15 protein-coding genes are annotated in these 19,721 nt (G+C 72.3%); 6 read left to right on the top strand and 9 right to left on the bottom strand.

The genetic code is table 11. The annotated features are described in order from the left end of the window. Nucleotides 1-158 precede the first annotated feature (158 nt). The 5 genes from ACN263_RS13500 to ACN263_RS13480 all read left to right on the top strand — a co-directional run bounded on the left by ACN263_RS13500 (nucleotide 159) and on the right by ACN263_RS13480 (nucleotide 11,110). Entirely contained in the window at nucleotides 159-5,621 is a 5,463-nt protein-coding gene (locus tag ACN263_RS13500) for a carboxyl transferase domain-containing protein (protein WP_422740144.1), read from the top strand. 304 nt (nucleotides 5,622-5,925) lie between these two features. Next, entirely contained in the window at nucleotides 5,926-7,119 is a 1,194-nt protein-coding gene (locus tag ACN263_RS13495; protein ID WP_422740143.1) for an endo-1,4-beta-xylanase, read from the top strand. A gap of 179 nt (nucleotides 7,120-7,298) precedes the next feature. Then, nucleotides 7,299-8,144 (top strand): endonuclease/exonuclease/phosphatase family protein, encoded by an 846-nt coding sequence (locus tag ACN263_RS13490; protein ID WP_422740142.1) that lies wholly within the window; start codon nucleotides 7,299-7,301, stop codon nucleotides 8,142-8,144. A gap of 127 nt (nucleotides 8,145-8,271) precedes the next feature. Next, nucleotides 8,272-8,664: a hypothetical protein gene (locus ACN263_RS13485; protein WP_422740141.1), complete on the top strand. Its 393-nt coding sequence runs from the start codon at nucleotides 8,272-8,274 to the stop codon at nucleotides 8,662-8,664. A gap of 1 nt (nucleotide 8,665) precedes the next feature. Continuing rightward, complete coding sequence (locus ACN263_RS13480; protein ID WP_422740140.1) at nucleotides 8,666-11,110, top strand: DUF4132 domain-containing protein; 2,445 nt, start codon at nucleotides 8,666-8,668, stop codon at nucleotides 11,108-11,110. A gap of 54 nt (nucleotides 11,111-11,164) precedes the next feature. Here ACN263_RS13480 and ACN263_RS13475 read toward each other — a convergent pair whose 3' ends face one another. From ACN263_RS13475 to ACN263_RS13440, 8 genes are all read right to left on the bottom strand, one after another. Beyond that, complete coding sequence (locus ACN263_RS13475) at nucleotides 11,165-12,145, bottom strand: zinc-dependent alcohol dehydrogenase family protein (protein ID WP_422740139.1); 981 nt, start codon at nucleotides 12,143-12,145, stop codon at nucleotides 11,165-11,167. 43 nt (nucleotides 12,146-12,188) lie between these two features. Continuing rightward, complete coding sequence (locus ACN263_RS13470) at nucleotides 12,189-12,764, bottom strand: TetR/AcrR family transcriptional regulator (protein ID WP_422740138.1); 576 nt, start codon at nucleotides 12,762-12,764, stop codon at nucleotides 12,189-12,191. An 83-nt stretch (nucleotides 12,765-12,847) separates the two neighbouring features. Then, on the bottom strand, nucleotides 12,848-13,450 hold the full coding sequence (locus ACN263_RS13465) for a LutC/YkgG family protein (RefSeq protein ID WP_422740137.1): 603 nt from the start codon (nucleotides 13,448-13,450) through the stop codon (nucleotides 12,848-12,850). Continuing rightward, nucleotides 13,447-14,868, bottom strand: coding sequence for a LutB/LldF family L-lactate oxidation iron-sulfur protein (locus ACN263_RS13460; RefSeq protein ID WP_422740136.1), 1,422 nt, complete (start codon nucleotides 14,866-14,868; stop codon nucleotides 13,447-13,449). The genes ACN263_RS13465 and ACN263_RS13460 overlap by 4 nt, the downstream gene beginning before the upstream one ends. Nucleotides 14,869-14,888: 20 nt before the next feature. After that, nucleotides 14,889-15,644: a (Fe-S)-binding protein gene (locus ACN263_RS13455; RefSeq protein WP_422740135.1), complete on the bottom strand. Its 756-nt coding sequence runs from the start codon at nucleotides 15,642-15,644 to the stop codon at nucleotides 14,889-14,891. An 18-nt stretch (nucleotides 15,645-15,662) separates the two neighbouring features. Further along, on the bottom strand, nucleotides 15,663-16,412 hold the full coding sequence (locus ACN263_RS13450) for an SDR family NAD(P)-dependent oxidoreductase (protein ID WP_422740134.1): 750 nt from the start codon (nucleotides 16,410-16,412) through the stop codon (nucleotides 15,663-15,665). Continuing rightward, on the bottom strand, nucleotides 16,409-17,260 hold the full coding sequence (locus ACN263_RS13445; protein WP_422740133.1) for a fumarylacetoacetate hydrolase family protein: 852 nt from the start codon (nucleotides 17,258-17,260) through the stop codon (nucleotides 16,409-16,411). Before ACN263_RS13445 ends, ACN263_RS13450 begins: the two co-directional genes overlap by 4 nt. A gap of 98 nt (nucleotides 17,261-17,358) precedes the next feature. Next, entirely contained in the window at nucleotides 17,359-18,174 is an 816-nt protein-coding gene (locus tag ACN263_RS13440) for a helix-turn-helix domain-containing protein (RefSeq protein ID WP_422740132.1), read from the bottom strand. Between the two features lie 131 nt (nucleotides 18,175-18,305). Between ACN263_RS13440 and ACN263_RS13435 the strand changes: the two genes are divergently transcribed. Further along, nucleotides 18,306-18,674 carry a nuclear transport factor 2 family protein gene (locus ACN263_RS13435; RefSeq protein ID WP_422740131.1) on the top strand — a complete coding sequence of 123 codons (369 nt, stop codon included), beginning with the start codon at nucleotides 18,306-18,308 and terminating at the stop codon, nucleotides 18,672-18,674. 19 nt (nucleotides 18,675-18,693) lie between these two features. On the opposite strand, the gene ACN263_RS13430 is transcribed toward ACN263_RS13435, so the two are convergent. After that, nucleotides 18,694-19,578: an MHYT domain-containing protein gene (locus tag ACN263_RS13430; RefSeq protein WP_422740130.1), complete on the bottom strand. Its 885-nt coding sequence runs from the start codon at nucleotides 19,576-19,578 to the stop codon at nucleotides 18,694-18,696. Between the last annotated feature and the right edge of the window lie 143 nt (nucleotides 19,579-19,721).

The following is a 19,721-nucleotide window of genomic DNA, read 5'->3' as shown; positions in this document are numbered from 1 at the left end:
CTGACAGCCAAAAAGTTTTGTGGGGTCTCTACAATTCAGCGGCGGTTGGTTCGGCCGTTGCACCATGGCGCCGTGCGCTCCGAGCCGGAAAAGTGATCACTGCCGGGAGCCGTCGTGTCTCGGCACGTACATCATGGTCTACCAAAGGGGTCAGTCGGGTGTTCAACCGTGTCGCCATCGTCAACCGTGGTGAGGCCGCCATGCGGCTCATCCACGCGGTCCGGGAGCTGGCAGCGGAGACGGGCAGCCGGATCGAGACGGTCGCCCTCCACACCGACGTCGACCGCACGGCCACCTTCGTGCGCGAGGCCGACATCGCCTACGACCTCGGTCCGGCGTCGGCCCGCCCGTACCTGAACCTCGCGACGCTCGAGCGCGCCCTGACCGAGACCGGCGCCGACGCCGCGTGGGTCGGCTGGGGCTTCGTCGCCGAGGATCCGGCCTTCGCGGAGCTGTGCGAGAAGATCGGGGTCACCTTCGTCGGGCCGAGCCCGGAGGCCATGCGCCAGCTCGGCGACAAGATCGGCGCGAAGCTGATCGCCGAGGAGGTCGGCGTGCCGGTCGCGCCGTGGAGCCGCGGTGCCGTCGAGAGCCTGGACGCCGCGACGGCGGCGGCGGCCGAGATCGGCTACCCGCTGATGCTCAAGGCGACGGCCGGCGGTGGCGGGCGCGGCATCCGTGTGGTCACCAACGACGCCGAACTCGCCGACGCGTACGAGCGCACCAGCCAGGAGGCGGCGCGGGCGTTCGGCAGCGGCATCGTGTTCCTGGAGCGCCTGGTCACCGGCGCCCGGCACGTCGAGGTGCAGGTGATCGCCGACGGTCAGGGCACCGCCTGGGCGCTGGGCGTACGGGACTGCTCGGTGCAGCGGCGCAACCAGAAGGTCATCGAGGAGTCGGCCTCGCCGGTGCTCGACAAGGCGCAGGCCGCCGAGCTGAAGACGTCGGCGGAGCGGCTCGCCGTGGCGGTCGGTTACCGGGGCGCGGCGACCGTGGAGTTCCTCTACCACCCCGGCGACCGGCTGTTCGCGTTCCTGGAGGTCAACACCCGGCTCCAGGTCGAGCACCCGATCACCGAGCTGACCACCGGATTCGACCTGGTGAAGGCGCAGCTGCACGTCGCGTCGGGCGGCCGGCTCGTGGGTGACCCGCCCGTCGAGCGCGGGCACGCCATCGAGGCGCGGCTGAACGCCGAGGACCCCGACCGCGACTTCGCGCCGTCCCCGGGGCGGATCGCGCGACTCGACCTGCCCGCCGGGCCGGGCATCCGGGTGGACACCGGCGTCAGCGAGGGCGACACCATCCCGGCCGACTTCGACTCGATGATCGCGAAGATCATCGCGTACGGGCGGAACCGGGACGAGGCACTGGGCAAGCTGCGGCGGGCGATGGCCGACACCACCGTGATCATCGACGGTGGCGCCACGAACAAGAGCTTCGTGCTCGACCTGCTCGACCAGCCCGAGGTCATCGACGCCAGCGCCGACACCGGCTGGATCGACCGGGTCCGGGGCGAGGGCCGGCTCGTCACGCACCGGCACTCCGCCGTCGCGCTGGCCGCCGCCGCGATCGAGTCGTACGAGGAGGAGGAGCGCGCCGAGCGGCAGCGGCTGCTGTCGACCGCCGCCGGTGGACGTCCGCAGGTGCAGCACGCCAGCGGCCGACCGCTGGACCTCAAGCTGCGCGGCGTCACCTACCGGCTGCGGGTGGCCCGGATCGGCGCGCACCGGTTCCGGGTGGGCATCGAGGTGGGCGGCGACGTCCGCACGGCCGACGTCGAGCTGGACCGCTTCGACCGGCACACCGGCCAGATCGCCGTCAACGGCGCCCGGTACCGCCTGCTCACCGGCACGCACGGCCCGACCCATCTGGTCGAGGTGGACGGCGTGACGCACCGGGTCAGCCGCGACGAGGGTGGCGTCCTGCGCTCCCCCATGCCCGCACTGGTCGTCGCCACCCCGCTGGAGGTGGGCGCCGAGGTCGAGGCGGGCGCACCGGTGCTGGTGCTGGAGGCCATGAAGATGGAGACGGTGCTGCGCGCGCCGTTCAAGGCCCGGCTCAAGGAGTGCGCCGTCTCGGTGGGCAGCCAGGTGGAGGCCGGTGCGCCGCTGCTGCGGCTGGAGCCGGTCGCCGACGAGGCGTCCGACGCCGTGGCCGGCCCGAGCGGTCCCACCGTCGAGCTGGACCTGCCCGCCGCCGACGCCGGCCGGTCGGCGTACGAGCGCAGCCGGCGCGGTCAGGAGGACCTGCGCGGCCTGCTGCTCGGCTTCGACGTCGACCCGCACGACGACCGCCGGGTGCTCGACGACTACCTCGTCGTACGCCGGTTGGCGGCCGAGGACGGGCACCGGCCGCTGGCCGCCGAGGTGGACCTCGTCGACGTCTTCGCCGACCTGGCCGAGCTGAGCCGTAACCGGCCGACCGGCGAGGACGGCGGCGCCCACGCGCGCAGCGACCGGGAGTACCTGCACACCTACCTGCAGAGCCTCGACGTGGAGCGGGCCGGGCTGCCGGACGCCTTCCAGGCCAAGCTCGCCAAGGCTCTCGGCCACTACGGCGTCACCGACCTGGAGCGCTCCCCCGGCCTGGAAGCCGCCGTGTTCCGGATCTTCCTGGCCCAGCAGCGCGCGTCCGTGGACGCCACCGTGGTGGCGGCGCTGCTGCGGGAGTGGCTGCGCGAGACCCCGCCGGACGAGTCGCTGCGCGAGCCCGCCGGTCTGGCGTTGGAACGGCTGATCGCCGCGACGCAGGTCCGCTTCCCCGCCATCGCCGACCTGGCCCGGGGCGTGGTGTTCGCCTGGTTCGCGCAGCCGCTGCTGCGCCGCAACCGGGCCCGCGTCTACGCGCAGGTCCGGGCCCACCTGCGACACCTGGACGCCCACCCGGACGCGCCGGACCGCGCCGAGCGCATCGCCGAGATGGTCCGCAGCACCGAGCCGCTGGTCCGGCTGCTCGGCCAGCGGCTCGTGCGGCACCACCTCGACAACACGGTGATGCTGGAGGTGCTGACCCGCCGCTACTACGGCAACAAGGCGCTCAGCCGGGTGCGGACCCGCGAGGTCGGCGACTGCGCCTTCGTGGTCGCCGAGCGGGCGGACTCCAGTGTGGTCTCCGCGGCCGTCCGCTTCGACGGGCTCGGCGACGCGCTGCGCGGGCTCGCCGAGCTGGCCGCCACCGAGGAGTCGGTCGACGCCGACATCTACCTCGGCTGGGAGAACCAGCCGGAGGACTTCGACGCGATGGCCGCCGCGCTGCGCGACGTGCTCGCCGCCCATCCGCTGCCGGCGCAGGTCCGTCGGCTCACCGCCACCGTCGCGGGTCGCGGCGGGGCGGTCATGCACCACCACTTCACCTTCCGCCCCTCGGACGCGGGGATGGTCGAGGACCGGCTGATCCGCGGTCTGCACCCGTACATCGCGCAGCGGATGCAGTTGGAGCGGCTGCACAAGTTCGACCTGACCCGGCTGCCGTCGTCGGACGAGGAGGTCTACCTCTTCCAGTGCGTGGCGCGGGAGAACCCGGCCGACGAGCGCCTGGTGGCGTTCGCCCAGGTCCGTGACCTGACCGAGCTGCGCGAGCAGGACGGCCGGCTGGTGGCGCTGCCCACCGCCGAGGACGCGGTGGCGGCCTGCCTCGACTCGATCCGCCGGGCCCAGTCGCGCCGGCCGTCGAAGACGCGGTTCACCACCAACCGGATCGTCGTCTACGTGTGGCCGCCGAGCGAGCTGACCCGCGAGGAGATGGAGATGATCGCCGGGCGGGTACGCCCGACGACGGTGGGCGCCGGCCTGGAGGAGATCCTGTTCATCGCGCGGCAGCGCGACCGCCGCACCGGCGAGCTGACCAAGATCGCGGTACGGATCTCGTTCGACGCCCAGGGCGGCGCGGAGCTGACCGTGGGCGAGCCGCCGGCCGAGCCGGTCGAGCCGCTGGACGAGTACCGGCTCAAGGTGCTGCGGGCCAGCAGCCGCAACACGGTGTACCCGTACGAGCTGACCGGTCGGCTCGGTGAGTTCGTCGAGCACGACCTCGACGACGCGTACGCGCTGGTGCCGGTGGACCGGCCCAAGGGGCGCAACCGCGCCGCCATCGTCGCCGGCGTCGTCACCGCGCCCACCGCACGACACCCGCAGGGCGTGACCCGGGTCGTGCTGCTCGGCGACCCGACGAAGTCGTTGGGCGCGCTGTCCGAGCCGGAGTGCCGGCGGGTGATCGCCGCGCTGGACCTGGCGGAGCGGATGCGGGTGCCGGTGGAGTGGTGGGCGCTGTCCGCCGGGGCCCGGATCTCGATGACCTCGGGTACCGAGAACATGGACTGGGTGGCGGCGGCGCTCAAGCGCATCGTCGAGTTCACCCAGGCCGGCGGTGAGATCAACATCGTGGTTGCGGGCATCAACGTGGGCGCGCAGCCGTACTGGAACGCCGAGGCCACGATGCTCATGCACACCAAGGGCGTGCTGGTGATGACCCCGGACTCGGCGATGGTGCTCACCGGCAAGCAGTCGCTGGACTTCTCCGGCGGCGTCTCCGCCGAGGACAACTTCGGCATCGGCGGGTACGACCGGGTGATGGGCCCGAACGGGCAGGCGCAGTACTGGGCGCCGAACCTGACCGCCGCCCGGGACGTGCTGATGGCCCACTACGACCACACGTACGTCGCGCCCGGCGAGGACGCCCCGCGGCGGGTGACCACCACCGACCCGGTGGACCGGGACATCTCGGAGTTCCCGCACGACGTGGCGGGCAGCCCGTTCCGCACGGTCGGCGAGATCTTCTCCGCCGAGGCCAACCCGGACCGCAAGAAGCCGTTCGACATCCGGACGGTGCTGCGGGCCCTGGCCGACCAGGACCGGCCGGTGCTGGAGCGGTGGGCGGGCATGGCGGACGCCGACACGGCGGTCGTGCAGGACGCCCACCTCGGCGGCATCCCGGTGTGCCTGCTGGGCATCGAGTCCCGGTCGGTGCCGCGCCGGGGGTTCCCGCCCACCGACGGCCCGGACACCTACACGGCGGGCACGCTGTTCCCGCGCTCGTCGAAGAAGGCCGCGCGGGCCATCAACGCGGCCAGCGGCAACCGTCCGCTGGTCGTGCTGGCCAACCTGTCCGGCTTCGACGGCTCGCCCGAGTCGATGCGCAAGCTGCAACTGGAGTACGGCGCGGAGATCGGCCGGGCGATCGTCAACTTCCGGGGTCCGATCGTGTTCTGCGTGATCTCGCGGTACCACGGTGGCGCGTTCGTGGTGTTCTCGAAGGCGTTGAACCCGAGCATGACGGTGCTGGCGTTGGAGGGGTCGTTCGCCTCGGTGCTCGGTGGCGCTCCCGCCGCCGCGGTGGTGTTCTCCGCCGACGTCAACGCCCGGACGGCCGCCGACGAGCGGGTACGTGCCCTGGAGGCCCGCGTCGCCGCCGCGTCCGGCACCGAGCGCGCCGCGCTGACGGCCGAGCTCGACGAGCTGCGGTCCTCGGTGCGGGCGGAGAAGCTCGGCGAGGTGGCCACGGAGTTCGACCGGGTGCACAACATCCAGCGGGCCGTCGAGGTCGGCTCGGTGGACGCCGTGATCCGCGCCGCGGAGCTGCGTCCGCGTGTCATCGAGGCGATCGAGGCGCGGCTGACCGACTGATCCGCTACCGACCCGCATCGCGTGGGGGTGGCACCGACCCGTGAAGGTCGGTGCCACCCCCACTGCCGTTGGTGGGTCGGCCACGCCGCTCAGCGGCGAAACTTTCATCCGATGACTATCCACAGTCGCGCAGCTCACCCGACTCTTTTCCGGAAGTTTTCAGAGTTGACGGGGCCCATCGACGGCCATAATGTTTCGAACGAGTTTCCGGTCCTTCGAAGCCACGCCCCCGCGCCCTTTCATCCCGGGCCGCACCCTTCCTTCAAAGATCGACATCTGTCGATCATTATCGAGAGGCAGGCAGATGAAGCCAAGACGGTGGATCAGCGCCGGCGTCGTCGCCGTCGCGACCGCTGCGGCGTTGAACGCGCTTCCGGCCACCGCCAGCCGGCCGTACGACCCGACCACCCAGACGCTCGCGGCCCTCGGCCAGCGCCACGGCCTGAGGATCGGCACCGCGGTCAACGCGGAAGCCCTCAACGACGCCACCGACCCGCGCTACCGCCAGATCGCCGCCACCGAGTTCTCCTCGGTCACCGCCGAGAACGCGATGAAGTGGGAGAGCCTGGAGCCCACCCGGGGCACCTACAACTGGACGGAGGCCGACCAGCTCATCCAGTTCGCCCAGCGCAACCACCAGAGCGTCCGCGGGCACGTGCTGGTGTGGCACAACCAACTGCCCGCCTGGCTGACCAGCGGCGTCGCCGACGGCACCATCAGCAAGCAGGAGCTGCGCGAGCTGCTGCGCAAGCACATCACTGCCGTGGTGAGCCGCTACAAGGGCAAGATCTGGCAGTGGGACGTCGTCAACGAGGCGGTCAGCGACCCCTGGGACACCCCGTCGACACTGCACTACAAGGGCTTCTGGGCGCAGAACCTGGGTCCGGACTACATCGCCGACGCGTTCCGCTGGGCCCGCGCCGCCGACCCGAAGGCGCTGTTGTTCTACAACGACTACAACATCGAGGCGTTCGGCTCGGGCAATCCGGCCGACGACAAGACGCAGTTCGTCTACGACATGGCCAAGGGGCTGCGCGCCAAGGGCGTACCGATCGACGGCGTCGGCTCGCAGGGCCACCTGGGCACCCAGTACGGCAACTTCGACACCCTCCAGGTGACGGCCGCCCTCAAGCGCTTCTCCGCGCTCGGTCTGGCCACCGCGTTCACCGAGGTCGACGTCCGTAGCCAGATGACCGCAGGCGTCCAGGCCGGCAACTCCGAGGAGATCAACCCCCGGTTGCAGGCGTCGGCCGCCAACTTCAGCGTGCTGATGAAGGCGTGTCTCGCCGTACGCGACTGCCTGTCGTACACGGTCTGGGGTTTCAGTGACAAGTACTCGTGGGTGCCGGACTGGTTCAACGACCCGCCGGAGGGTCTGGCCACCATCTACGACGAGAACTACCAGCCCAAGCGGGCGTACCAGGAGATCAAGTCGGACCTGATCTTCGCCGGTCCGCCGTACGTCCTCCCGCGCGTCGCACCCCGGCCGCACCGCTGAACCGGCACGGGTCGTGCGGGGTCCACCCTCCCCGCACGGCCCGTGTCAGCGCGTCAGGGCTCCGTCGTCTTCGGGCAGGAGCGGGCGCATGATCCACCATAGGGCTCCTTGTCCGCGACGGCCGGCAGTAGGATCGCGGGCACCTCGGCGACGATCGTCGCCGCCCGGCCGGAGCCCGCATGTCCACAGATCCGCCCGGCGCCACCAGCCGCCACCGAGGCACGTACCGTGCGATCCGTCGGGCCCTCGCCGTCGCCTGCCTGGTCGCCGTCGCCGGTGTGCCGGCCCGGCCCGTCCCGGCCTCCCCCGCGCCCACGTCCCTGTGGGTGGCGCAGATGAACCTGTGCAACAGCGGTCGCGCCTCCTGCTACACCGGCCGGGCGGTGCCCAGGGCCGCCGATCTGATCAGGGCCGAGCGACCCGACCTGGTCACCCTCAACGAGATCTGCGCGGACGACGTGCCCACGCTGGAGGCGGTGTTCGCGGCGGTCCACGGCCGCGCGAGGATCGTGACCGGCTTCCAGGCCGCCGGCGACCGGCCCAGCGGCGCCGACACCCGGTGCCGCAACGGCCAGGCGTACGGCATCGGTCTGCTGACCCGACTGCCGGCGACCACCAGCCGGTACGCCGTGCACAGTGGAATCCTTCCGACGCAGGACCTCGCGGACCCCGAGGAACGACCCTGGCTCTGCGTCCACGTCGACGGAGCGCTCACCGCCTGCACCACCCACCTGGCGGCCACCAGCCGCGCCGTCGCGCTCGCCCAGTGCGGCCACCTGGTCGACGAGATCCTGCCCGCCATCGGTCGGCGCAGCGGCTACTCGGCCACCTTGCTGAGCGGCGACCTCAACCTCGGCCTCGACGACGTGGGGTCCTGCGTGCCGCCCGGTCATTCCCGCGTCGGCGACGGCGCGGTGCAGCACGTCCTGGCCGGCGCCGACGTCAGCCTGTGCTGCGCCCGGTCGATGGGTATGGGCGGGGCGACCGATCACCCCGCCCTGCTGGCCACCCTCGTCGTCGGCTGAGCGGCCGGACCGTCGGTCCTTCCTTGTCGCCCGGTTCGAGGTCCCTGCTCGTCGGAGTCGCGGTGGCGCGTTTTCGTCGGACGGTCGTGCCATGCTGCCGCTCAGCTGAGGGCGAGGAGCACAACGCATGGTCACGGTGATGGTTCGGGACGAGACGGCGACCGGAAGGGCAGTCGACAGCTGGCCGTTGACGGGCCTACCGGAACGCATCTCCGCGCGGGAGCTGGTCCGGTTGCGGGTCCGCGAGGAGGTGGCGCGGTTCAACGCCGAGCGGCCACGGCACTTCCGGGGCCTGGTGCAGCCGACCGACACGGAGGCCACGCTGAACGGCTACCGGGTCGCCCCGGACCGGCGGCTCGACTGGGAGGCGCAGGCGGACCGGGCCTGCGCGGCCTTCGCCCACAACGGTTTCCTGCTGCTGGTCGGCGACCACCAGGTCGACGACCTCGACGAGGAGATCGACCTGCGGGCCGACCCCGACGTGGCGTTCGTCCGGCTCGTCGCGTTGGTGGGTGGCTGACATGGGTGACTGGACGGCGCTGCTCCCCCGGCTCGGCGACGCGGACCGGCGGCAGGTGGAGGCCGGTCTCGCCGAGGCCGACGAACGGATCCGGGCGGTGCTGCGCATCGTCAGCACCCACTACTGGGGGTCCTCGGTGCGGAACGTGCCCGAGTGGTCCACCGTGGAGTCATGGCCGGCCGAGGAGCGCCGCCGCGCCGCCCTGGCCATGCACCGGGAGTCGGCGTCCGCGTCGACCCCGACCGCGCTCAACGACGTGGTGCGCAACCTCGCCACCGAGGATGTCGCCTTCACGCGCGCGGACCTGCTCTGGTGCCTGCACGTCGCCGCCGAGGGCCACTGCTTCGACAACGGCGCCCACCTGGAACTGCCCGCGGTGATCGCGCCGCGCCTGACGCCCGCCGAGCTGACCGACCTGGTGCCGGCGCTGCGCGCCCTGAGCAACAAACTGCTCGACGACTACTACCTCGCCGCGGCGCCCCGCCGACGAGCCGTCACGATGTTCGGCCATGCCATCGACCGCGCCACCGGCAGCCGCCTGCCGTCGTCGCTGCTGCACCACGGCGACACCTTCGGGCCGTCCGTCCGCGCCGACCTGGGCGTCGACCTCGCCGCAACCGGCGTGCCGGAGCTGCTGCAACACTGCGTCGCGCTGGACAAGCCGGCGGCGACCGCGAAGTGGCTACGCCGCCTCGACGAACTGCTCGTGGCCGCGCACGGCGGCCGGCAGGTCGTCCGCCGGCTCCTCGACGCGTTCACCGCCCACGGGCGCAGCGTCCACGACGACACGGACCGCCTGCTGCGCGGGCTGGTCTGGGCGCTGTCCCGCGAGCGCGACGAGCGGGCGACGGAGCTGCTGGCCCGGGCCACCACGAGCGCGGCGTCCGCGCCGCGCCAGGCCGCCGGATTCCCGTACGCCCCGCGGACGGCGATCGCGGCGGTACGACTGCTGGCCGAGCGCGACGGTGACGTGCCGCTGCGCACGCTGGCCCGGCTCGCCGTGACGGTCCGCAACAAGGCCGTGCGCAGCCGGGTCCAGGCCGCGCTGACCCAGCTCGGGGCGCGGCGCGGGTGGTCGCTCAGCGAGGTCATGGAGTTGGCCGTCGACGACCACGGGCTCGGGCCGGACGGGCGGCTGTGCCGGGCGGTCGGCCCGTACCAGGCGACGGTCGAGATCGTCGGCGAGCGGGCGCGTCTGGTCTTCGCCCGCGACGGGGTCACCCTCAAGGGCGTCCCGACGCAGGTGAAACAGTCCCACGCGGACGACCTCGCCGAACTGCGGGGCCTGGTCAAGCAGGTCGGCGCGACGCTGGTCAGCGAGCGGCAACGGGTGGAGGGGCTGCTGTCGGAGGAGCGCGTCTGGTCGTACCCCGACTGGTCGTCGCGCCTGCTCGACCACCCGGTCACCGCGACCTACGGACGGCGGCTGCTCTGGGAGACCAGCGCCGACGGTCGGCGCTGGACGGCCGGTCTGCCCCGGCGCGACGGCGACCGGTGGATGATCGTCGCCCGGGACGGCCAGGCCCTCGCCCCCGGTTCGGTCCGGTTGTGGCATCCGGCCCGCGCGGACACCGTCGAGGTGCTGGCCTGGCGCGCGCACCTGGTCGCCGCCGGCCTGGCGCAACCGTTCAAGCAGGCGTTCCGGGAGGTCTACCTGCACACGCCGGCCGAGGAGAAGACGGACACCTACTCCAACCGGTTCGCCGCGCACATCCTGCGTTACCGGCAGGCCAACGCCCTGCTACGGGCTCGTGGCTGGCAGGCCGGCTACCTCGGGACGTGGGACGGCGGGTACGACAGCGAGGCCACCAAGGTCTTCGGCGGCGGGGCGTGGCGGGCGTCCTTCCACCACGCGCTCGTCGACGACCAGGAGGAGCGCCGCTACGACGCCGAGTACTGCTCGACCGACCAGGTGCGCTTCGCCCGACACGACGGGAAGACGTGGCAACCCGCGCGGATGATCGACGTACCACCGCTGGTGTTCACCGAGGCCATGCGCGACGTGGACCTGTTCGTGGGCGTCACCTCGATCGCCACCGACCCGCAGTGGGCCGACCGTGGTGAGAACCGTTTCTCCGCCTACTGGCACCGGACGGCGGTGGCCGAACTGACCCCGTCCGCGCAGGTACGCCGGGACGCGCTCGCCCGGCTGCTGCCCCGGATGGCCATCGCCGACCGGGTCGACCTCGCCGAGCGGTACCTGCGGGTGCGGGGCAACCTGCGCACGTACCGGATCCACCTCGGTTCGGGAAACATCATGATGGAGCCCGACGACAGGTACCTGTGCATCGTGGCCGCGCGCACCCAGACGGGCCGCCTGCACCTGCCCTTCGACGACGACCCCATGCTCGCCACGATCCTGTCCAAGGCGATCATGCTGGCCGCCGACGACCGCATCACCGACCCCACCGTCCTGAGCCAACTCCGACCCGTGAGCATCGACTGATGCCGACCGAGCGAGTGGACTACCGGCGCATCGCCAACGAGATCGCCGGAAGAGTCAGATGTCGATGACGATCTTGCCGGTGCTGGTGCCGGACTCCACGACGGCGTGGGCATCCGCGACGGTGTCCAGCGTGAACCGGCGGGGGTCGACGATCGGCCGCAGGGCGCCCGCGTCGGCGAGGGCGCTGGCCTCGCGAAGGATCTCGCCGTGCGCCTCGCGTCCCTGACCGGTCAGGAGTGGCAACAGGGTGAACACGCCGGAGTAGCTGGCGCCCCGGAACGACAGCGGCGCGAGGCTGTGCGTACCCCAGCCGAGTGCGCTCACGACGCGGCCGGTGTAGGTGCGCACGGCGGTGAAGGACTTGTCCAGGGTGGCCCCGCCCACGGTGTCGAAGACGACGTCGAAGCCCTCGCCGCCGGTGTGCGCGGCCACGTAGTCCGCGACCTCGGTGGCGTTGTAGTCGATCGGCGTCGCGCCGAGCCGGGCGATGGTCTCCAGGTTCCGGGACGATCCGGTGGCGAAGACCTCCGCGCCCCGAGCCCTGCCGATCTGGATGGCGGCCTGGCCGACGCCGCCGGCCCCGCCGTGCACCAGCACCCGCTGGCCCGCCCGCACCTGCGCCCGGTGCACCAGCGCCTCCCAACTGGTGATGACGGCCAGCGGCAGCGCCGCCGCCTCGCGCAGGCTCAGCGACCCCGCCGTACGGGCCAGCAACCGGGCGTCGACGGCCGCGTACTCGGCGAGCGAACCCTGAACGTCGCCGACGCCACCGGTGAGCCCGTACACCTCGTCACCCTCGGCGAATCCGACGACGCCGGGCCCGACCTCGGCCACGACTCCGGCCAGGTCCAGGCCCAGGACGACCGGCGGATGGTTCCGGGCGTGCGGCGCCTTGCCCTCGCGGATCTTGGCGTCCAGGGGATTGACACCGCTGGCGGCGACTCGGACGAGCACCTGCCCCGCGCCGGGGACCGGCGTGTCGACCTCCTGGACGACAAGCGGACCGCCGAATTCGTTGAGCACTACCGCGCGCATGGCGCTACCTCACCTTTCCGTTCCTGATGAGCACGTTTCGGATTCATGCCGTCTGCTGGGCGACGAGCGACCGGGCGGCGTCCTTCGCCTCGTGCACGACCAATCGGTCCTGCAGAAGGCGGCCCGAGGCCAACGCGCCGTCGATCAGGAGCCCGATCTGGCGGGCGAGGCCCGCCGGATCGCTCGCACCGGCTCGCCTGGTCAACTCCGTGAGCCACGTCTGGCGCCGCTCGATGTGCCGCATGGTGATCGCGCGGGCTTCCGAGTCCAACGATGCCTCCACGGCGGCGCTGACGAAGGGGCATCCGAAAAAGCCGTGTCGGTCGAATGCGTCCAGGAGGGCGTCGAAGAGGCCGATGAGCTGATCCGCCGGCCGATCACCGGCGCGCTCGGCGGCCCGCTGCAACTGCGCCATCCACGAGTCGTCGGTACGCCGCAGGTAGGCGGCCACAAGTTCGTCCTTGGTACGGAAATGGACGTACAGCGTCGACTTGGCCACCCCACTCTCGGCGATGACCTGCTCGATGCCGACGCCGCGTAGGCCATGGGCGTAGAACAGGTCGGCGGCGGTACTGAGGATCCGTTCCTCGGTGGTGGTCTTCCTGGTCTTCGTCGCCATGATCCCTCCCTTAATCGAACAGACTAGTCCGTTCGATTAAGGGCGCCCACATGAGCGCCGTCACAGAACGTGACAGGCGTGGGTCAGGGCAGTAGGAGGACGTGCAGGCGGCGAGGGCCGTGCACGCCCTCGACGCGGATCAGCTCGATGTCGCTGGTGGCCGACGGTCCGCTGATCCAGGTCAGCGGGCGTTGCGGCGTCAGCCGTTGCAGGGCCTCGGGCACGGTGGCCACCACCTGGTCGGCGCGGACCACGCAGACGTGCAGGTCCGGCAGCAGGCTGAGCACGCGGCGTCCCTGGTCGGGTGAGCCGTCGAGGACGACGGTCCCGGTCTGGGCGATGGCGACGGCGGCGGCGGTGACCACGCCGTCCGCCGCGCCGATCCGCGCGTGGTCGAGGCCGTCGTCGGGCAGCGCGGTCACCGTCGGCGGCAGCCAGGTCGGTGCCAGACCCGGGGGTACGACGACCGTGCCGCCCGCCGGCACGATGTCGGCGATCGCGTCGGCGACGCCTGCCTCGGGGACCCGGTGCACGTGCGCCCGGTAGTCGGTGAGCCGCTGCGTCAACTGGTCGAGGTCCGCGTCGGCGGCCCGCCGGTAGTCCCGCGGCACCGGCACCGGATCGGCGGGACCGCCGGCGGCGAGCGCGGCGCGCAGGCGGCCGAGGACGAGGTCGCGGGAGGTCATCGGGCCTCCCACCACTCGCGGAAGGTCTGCGCCGGCGGGTCGGGCAGGTCGCGGCTGGCGGTCCAGCCGTTCAGCGGCGGGGGCAGGCCCCGGCCCTGCCGACCGGCGAACCGGCTCAGCCGGGCCGCGCCCTGACCGGCCGCGTACAGGCGGGGTCGGTCCATCGTGTACGCGGCGGCCGCCATCGCGATCGACTCGGCGGTGGGTCGCCGCCGCGACTCGACGGCCTCGGCGCGCAGGTGCACCAGCAGCTCCGGGATGTTGATTTTGACCGGGCAGGCGTCGTAGCAGGCGCCGCAGAGCGTCGACGCGTACGGCAGGGACGCATTGTCCTCGACGCCGGTGAGCTGGGGCGACAGCACGGCCCCGATCGGTCCCGGATACACCGACCCGTACGCGTGGCCGCCCGCCCGCTCGTAGACCGGGCACACGTTGAGGCAGGCCGAGCAGCGGATGCACCGCAGCGCCTGCCGGCCCACCTGGTCGGCGAGCACCGCGCTGCGCCCGTTGTCCAGCAGGACCAGGTGGAACGTCTGCGGCCCGTCGCCCGGGGTGACGCCCGTCCACATCGAGGTGTACGGGTTCATCCGCTCCCCGGTCGACGCCCGCGGCAGGAGTTGGAGAAAGACCTCCAGGTCACGCCAGGTGGGCACCACCTTCTCGACGCCCATCACGGTGATCAGGGTCTCCGGCAGGGTGAGGCACATCCGGCCGTTGCCCTCGGACTCCACCACGGCGAGGGTGCCGGTCTCGGCGACGGCGAAGTTCGCGCCGGAGATCGCCACCGGCGTACTCAGGAAGGTCTGGCGCAGAAACCGGCGCGCGGCGGCGGCCAGGGCCGTCGGGTCGTCGGTGAGCGCGGGGTCGACGCCGGGCATCTCGCGCAGGAAGATCTCGCGGATCTCGGCCCGGTTGCGGTGGATGGCGGGTACCAGGATGTGGCTCGGCCGGTCGTCACCGAGCTGCACGATCAGCTCGGCCAGGTCGGTCTCCACGGCGGTGATCCCGGCGGCGTCGAGGGCCTCGTTGAGGCCGATCTCCTGGGTCACCATGGACTTGACCTTGATCACGCGGTCCGCGTCGGCGGCCCGGACGAGGTCGGTGACGATGCGGTTGGCCTCGACGGCGTCCGCCGCCCAGTGCACCACACCGCCGGCCTCGGCGACCTTGACCTCAAGCTGTTCGAGCAGGTCGGGAAGGCGGTTCAGGGTGTCGGCCTTGATCGCCGCGCCGGCCGCGCGCAACTGCTCCCAGTCGGTCTGTTCGGCGATCACCGATCCGGACTTGGCCCGGATCGTGGTGGTCGCGTGCCGCAGGTTCCGCCGCAGTTGCGGGTCGGCCAGGGCGCGTCGCGCGGCGGTCGGGAACGACTCGTCGCCGCGCAGGTGCCCCACCCCGCCGGGGGCGGTCGTCGGCATGCCGAGGAACGTCGGGCGGGTCACGACCGGGCCGCCGCTGCGCCGCTCGTCTCCGTCGAGGCCAGGATCTCGGCGAGGTGCACGGTACGCACCCCCGTCCGTAGCCGCGACAGCCCACCGCCGATGTGCATGAGGCAGGACACGTCACCGGCGGCGCACACATCGGCGCCGGTGTCCAGCACATGGCGCATCTTGTCCGCCAGCATCGCCGTGGACGTCTCCGGGTTCTTCACGGCGAACGTGCCGCCGAAGCCGCAGCACTGCTCCGCCGCCGGCAACTCGACCAGGTCGAGGCCGCGCACCTCGCGCAACAACTGTCGCGGCCGGTCGCCCACCCGCAGCATCCGCAGCGAGTGGCAGGTCGGATGGTAGGTGACCCGATGCGGGTAGTAGGCGCCCACGTCGGTCACCCCGAGCACGTCGACGAGCAGTTCCGACAACTCGTACGTCCGCTCGGCCACCGACTCGGCCCGACTCGCCAGACCCTCGTCGCCCGCGTGCCGGGCCACCATCGCGTGCTGGTGCCGCACCGACCCGACGCAGGAGCCCGACGGGGCGACGATCACGTCGTACGGGTCGAAGGTCCGTACGTGCCGGCGTACCAGCGGCACGGCTTCGCGCCGGTAGCCGGTGTTGACGTGCATCTGCCCGCAGCAGGTCTGCTCGGTCGGGAAGACGACCTGGTGGCCGAGCCGTTCCAGCAGCCGCACGGTCGCCGTGGCGGCCTGCGGGAACATGGTGTCGGCCAGGCAGGTCACGAAGAGCGCGATCCGCAAGCACACCCCCGCCCGTCGTCACGGCCGGACCCGCAGATGGGTGACCCCACCGTCGACGTCCAACACCGTACCCGTGGTCGATGCCGAACGGGGCGACGCCAGGTAGAGGATCGCGTTGGCGACCTCCTCCGGGGTGACCAGTCGTCCGATGGGTTGGCGGGCCCGCAGCGCCGCACGCTCGGCCGTCGGGTCGTCCGCCTGTGCCAGCAGCCGCTGCACCCAGGGCGTGTCCGCCGTGCCGGGGCAGACGCAGTTGAACCGGATGCCCTCGCGGACGTGGTCGGTGGCCATGGCGAGGGTCAGCGACAGCACCGCGCCCTTGCTGGCCGAGTAGAGCGCCCGGCCGGGCAGGCCGTTGAGCGCCGCGATGGACGAGAGGTTGACGACCGACGCGTGGTCCGAGCGACGCAGCCAGGGCAGGGCGGCGGTGACGACCCGCGCCATGCCGACGACGTTGACGTCGAGCACCCGGTGCCACTCGTCGTCGCCCTGGTCGGCGACGGTGCCGGTCGCGCCGATGCCGGCGTTGTTGACCACCACGTCCAGGCCGCCGAGCACGGTCGCCGCCTCGGCGACCGCCGCCTCCACCGACGCCCGGCTCGACACGTCGGCGGTGATGCCGGCGATGCCCTCCGGAAGCCCGCGCGGGTCGAGGTCGAGGACGGCGACCCGGGCACCCCGGGCGCTCAACTCCACCGCCGTGGCGCGGCCGATGCCGGACGCGCCGCCGGTGACGATCGCGGCCAGTCCGGCGAACTCCCCGGTCATGCCGCCGCCAGCGCCTGGCGGGCCCGGCCCAGCCCGTCGACCTCCAACTCCACCACGTCACCGGCGCGCAGGAACGGCTGGTCGGGACGGCCGAGCGCCACCCCGGCCGGCGTTCCCGTGTTGATGACATCGCCGGGGTACAGGACCATGAACTGGCTGAGGTACCACAGCACATGCGCGACCGGGAAGATCATGTCCTTGGTGGACCCGTCCTGGCGTAGTACCCCGTTGACCCAGAGCCGCAGCCCGAGCGACTGCGGGTCGGCGACCTCATCGGCCGGCACCAGGCTCGGTCCCAGCGGGTTGAAGGTCTCGCAGCTCTTGCCCTTGTCCCACTGGCCGCCGCGCTCCAACTGGAAGGCGCGCTCGGAGACGTCGTGCGACACCGCGTACCCGGCGACGTGCCGCAGGGCCTGCTCCGGGGAGTCGGCGTACCGGATGGTCCGCCCCACGACGACCGCGAGTTCCACCTCCCAGTCGGTCTTGGTCGAGCCGCGCGGGACGAGCACGTCGTCGTACGGCCCGACGATCGTCATCGGGTCCTTCATGAAGACCACCGGCTCGGCGGGCAGCGCGGCGCCGGTCTCCTCGGCGTGGTCGCGGTAGTTGAGACCGATGCAGACGATCTTGTGAGGTCGGGCGACGGGAGCACCCACCCGCAGGCTGTCCGCGTTGGACAGCTCGGCCAGCTCGCCACGATCGAGCGCGGCCCGGGTGCGCGCGATCCCGTCCGACGCCCAGAACGTCCCGTCCAGGTCGGCGGTGAGGGGCCGCAGGTCGAAGGTCGTACCGTCGCGCTGGACGACCGGGATCTCCTGGCCACTCGGGCCGAGGCGCTGGAAGTTCATCTCACCCTCCTCTGTGTCCGGCTGGCTCGCGGGGGTGGCGGACACCTCCGCATTCAACACCGACCCGCCGCGCCGCCCGCACGGCGGGAGCACCTGGGTCAGTTTGGTGGGACGCCGTCGCGGCCTCGTGCGCCGAGGGCACGCGACGTCGCCGCGTCGGCGGGGAAGAACGACTCGACGGCCAACCCGGCGACGGTGACATCCAGCGGGGTGCCGAACACCGTGGTGGTGCTGAGGAAGGACAGCTCCCGGCCGTGGTGGTGGTACCGGAGCCCGACGGCGACCCGCGAGACCGGATCGTCGATGGCCGGCGAACGGTCGTTGTCGCCGGGATAGCCGCGCAGTTCCTCGTGCAGGTCGTGCAGGGCCGCGTCGCCGGCGGCAGCGGCCGTCTGGCGCAGCCGGGTGAGCAGGTGCGTCCGCCATTCGGGCAGGTTGCCGATCCGCGGGGCCATGCCCTCGGGGTGCAGGCTGAGCCGCAGGACGTTCACCGGAGGGACGAGCAGGTGCGGGGCCGCGCCCTCGGTGAACACCGCCACGGCGGGATTGGCCTCCACGAGCTGCCAGTGCCGGTCGATGAGCACCGCCGGGTACGGGCCGTGGCCGTCGAGGATCCGCCGCACGGCGGCACGCACCGGCGCCAGCTCCGGGTCGTCCAGCTCGTGGCGAGGGTAGGCGGGCGCGTACCCGCCGGCGAGCAGGATCGTGTTGCGATCCGCCAGTGGCACGTCGAGCTGCTCGGCCAGCCGCAGGATCAACTCGGGGCTCGGCCGGGACCTTCCGGTCTCCACGAAGCTCAGGTGTCGAGCCGAGATCCCCGTCTCGATCGACAGGTCCAGTTGGCTCATCCGGCGGCTCCGGCGCCAGTCGCGCAGCAGCTCTCCGACCCGTCGGGCCGGTCTGGTCGTCGTCACGCGACCGACCCTAGTGAGCGCGCCGGCGCACGGACCATTACCTCCGACGTAATCGACAGGGACCCCGGTCGGCCGCAACCATCTGTCCCGAGAGCGGCGCCCACGGCCGCCCGACGATGAGGAGAGCAGTCATGGCTACGAGCTTCGACGCACTTGCCGAGCGGTACATCGCGATCTGGAACGAGACCGACCCGGCCCGCCGACGCACCCAGATCGCCGAGGTGTGGGCCCCAGACGCCCGCTACGTCGACCCGCTCACGGTCGCCGAGGGCCGCGACGCGATCGACGCGACGATCGCGGCCGTGCAGGGCCAGTTCCCCGGCCTGACGTTCCGGCTGGCCGGCCCGGTCGACGGCCACCACGACCAGGTCCGGTTCACCTGGGAGCTGGGACCCGACGGGGTCGAGGCGCCGGTCGTGGGCTTCGACGTCGCCGTGCTGGACGGCAACGGGCAGGTCCGCGAGGTGCTCGGCTTCCTGGACCGGGTCCCGGTGGCCTGATCGTCCCCGCGGGCGCGTCTCAGCGCGGCGGGGTGTCCCGGCGCGACGGGAACGGGGTGCCGGGCTGCCCGAGGGTGGAGCGGGCGCGCAGCCCGACCGGGTCCGGGGCGGGCGTCGGCGCGGCCGGGGCGGGCGTCGGCGTCCGCCGCGCGTCCAGGTACGCGGCGGCGGCCAGGTCGTCGTCGGTGGGAGCCGCGAGCAGGGCGTAGAGCAGGCCCACCACCCCGAAGATCACCGCCACGACGATCGGCACCAGCAGGGCGCTCACGCCCGCACCGGTCACCCCGCCGGAGCGTTCGTGCAGGTGCACCGAGAGGGCGCTCATGCCGGTGAAGTGCATGCCGTTCACGGCGACGCCCATGACCAGCGCGCTGCCGAAGATCGCCAGGCCGCGCCGGACGGTCATCGCGAGCCACAGGGCGACGGTCGCGGCGACGACCGCGATGACCACCGAGAGCACGACCCGGAGGGTGTCGTAGTTGAGGCTGCCGTTGAGGCGCATCGCCGCCATGCCGGTGTAGTGCATGGCGGCGACACCGGCGCCGGTGAACACGCCGCCGGCGATCAGGCGTACCGGGTTCAGTCGGCCGGTGCCGACGATGGCCAGACCGATGCCGACCGCGACCACCGCGATGGCGGTGCTGGCGGCGGTGAGGGGCACGTCGTACCGGATGCGGGTGCCGTCGACGGCGAAGCCGAGCATGGCCATGAAGTGCATCGCCCAGATGGCGGTGCCGCCGAGCGCCCACGCGGCCAACAGGCCCCACCAGGCGCGCTGGCGGGCGGTACGGGCCGTGCGGATCCGGCCGGCGCAGACGAGCCCGAGGACCGACCCGAGCACCGACAGCGCGTAGCTCAGCGCGGGCGTGATCCACCCGTACTCAAAGTGATTGATGTCCGCCACGGCGGTTCTTCCCCCCATTCGTTACCGGCGCGTAAGCACAGCGCCCGGGCAATGATCAGGGGTGCTCCGACCAGGCGCAATAGCCCCCTCGGGCTATTCGCGGGGTGCCGTCACGGTGACCGTCCGATGCGTCGATTCGTCAG

The sequence above is a fragment of the Micromonospora sp. WMMD729 genome (genome assembly GCF_049315225.1).
Taxonomy (GTDB): domain Bacteria; phylum Actinomycetota; class Actinomycetes; order Mycobacteriales; family Micromonosporaceae; genus Micromonospora.
Note: the sequence above shows the minus strand (reverse complement) of the source record. Positions and strands in the feature narration are given on the sequence as shown.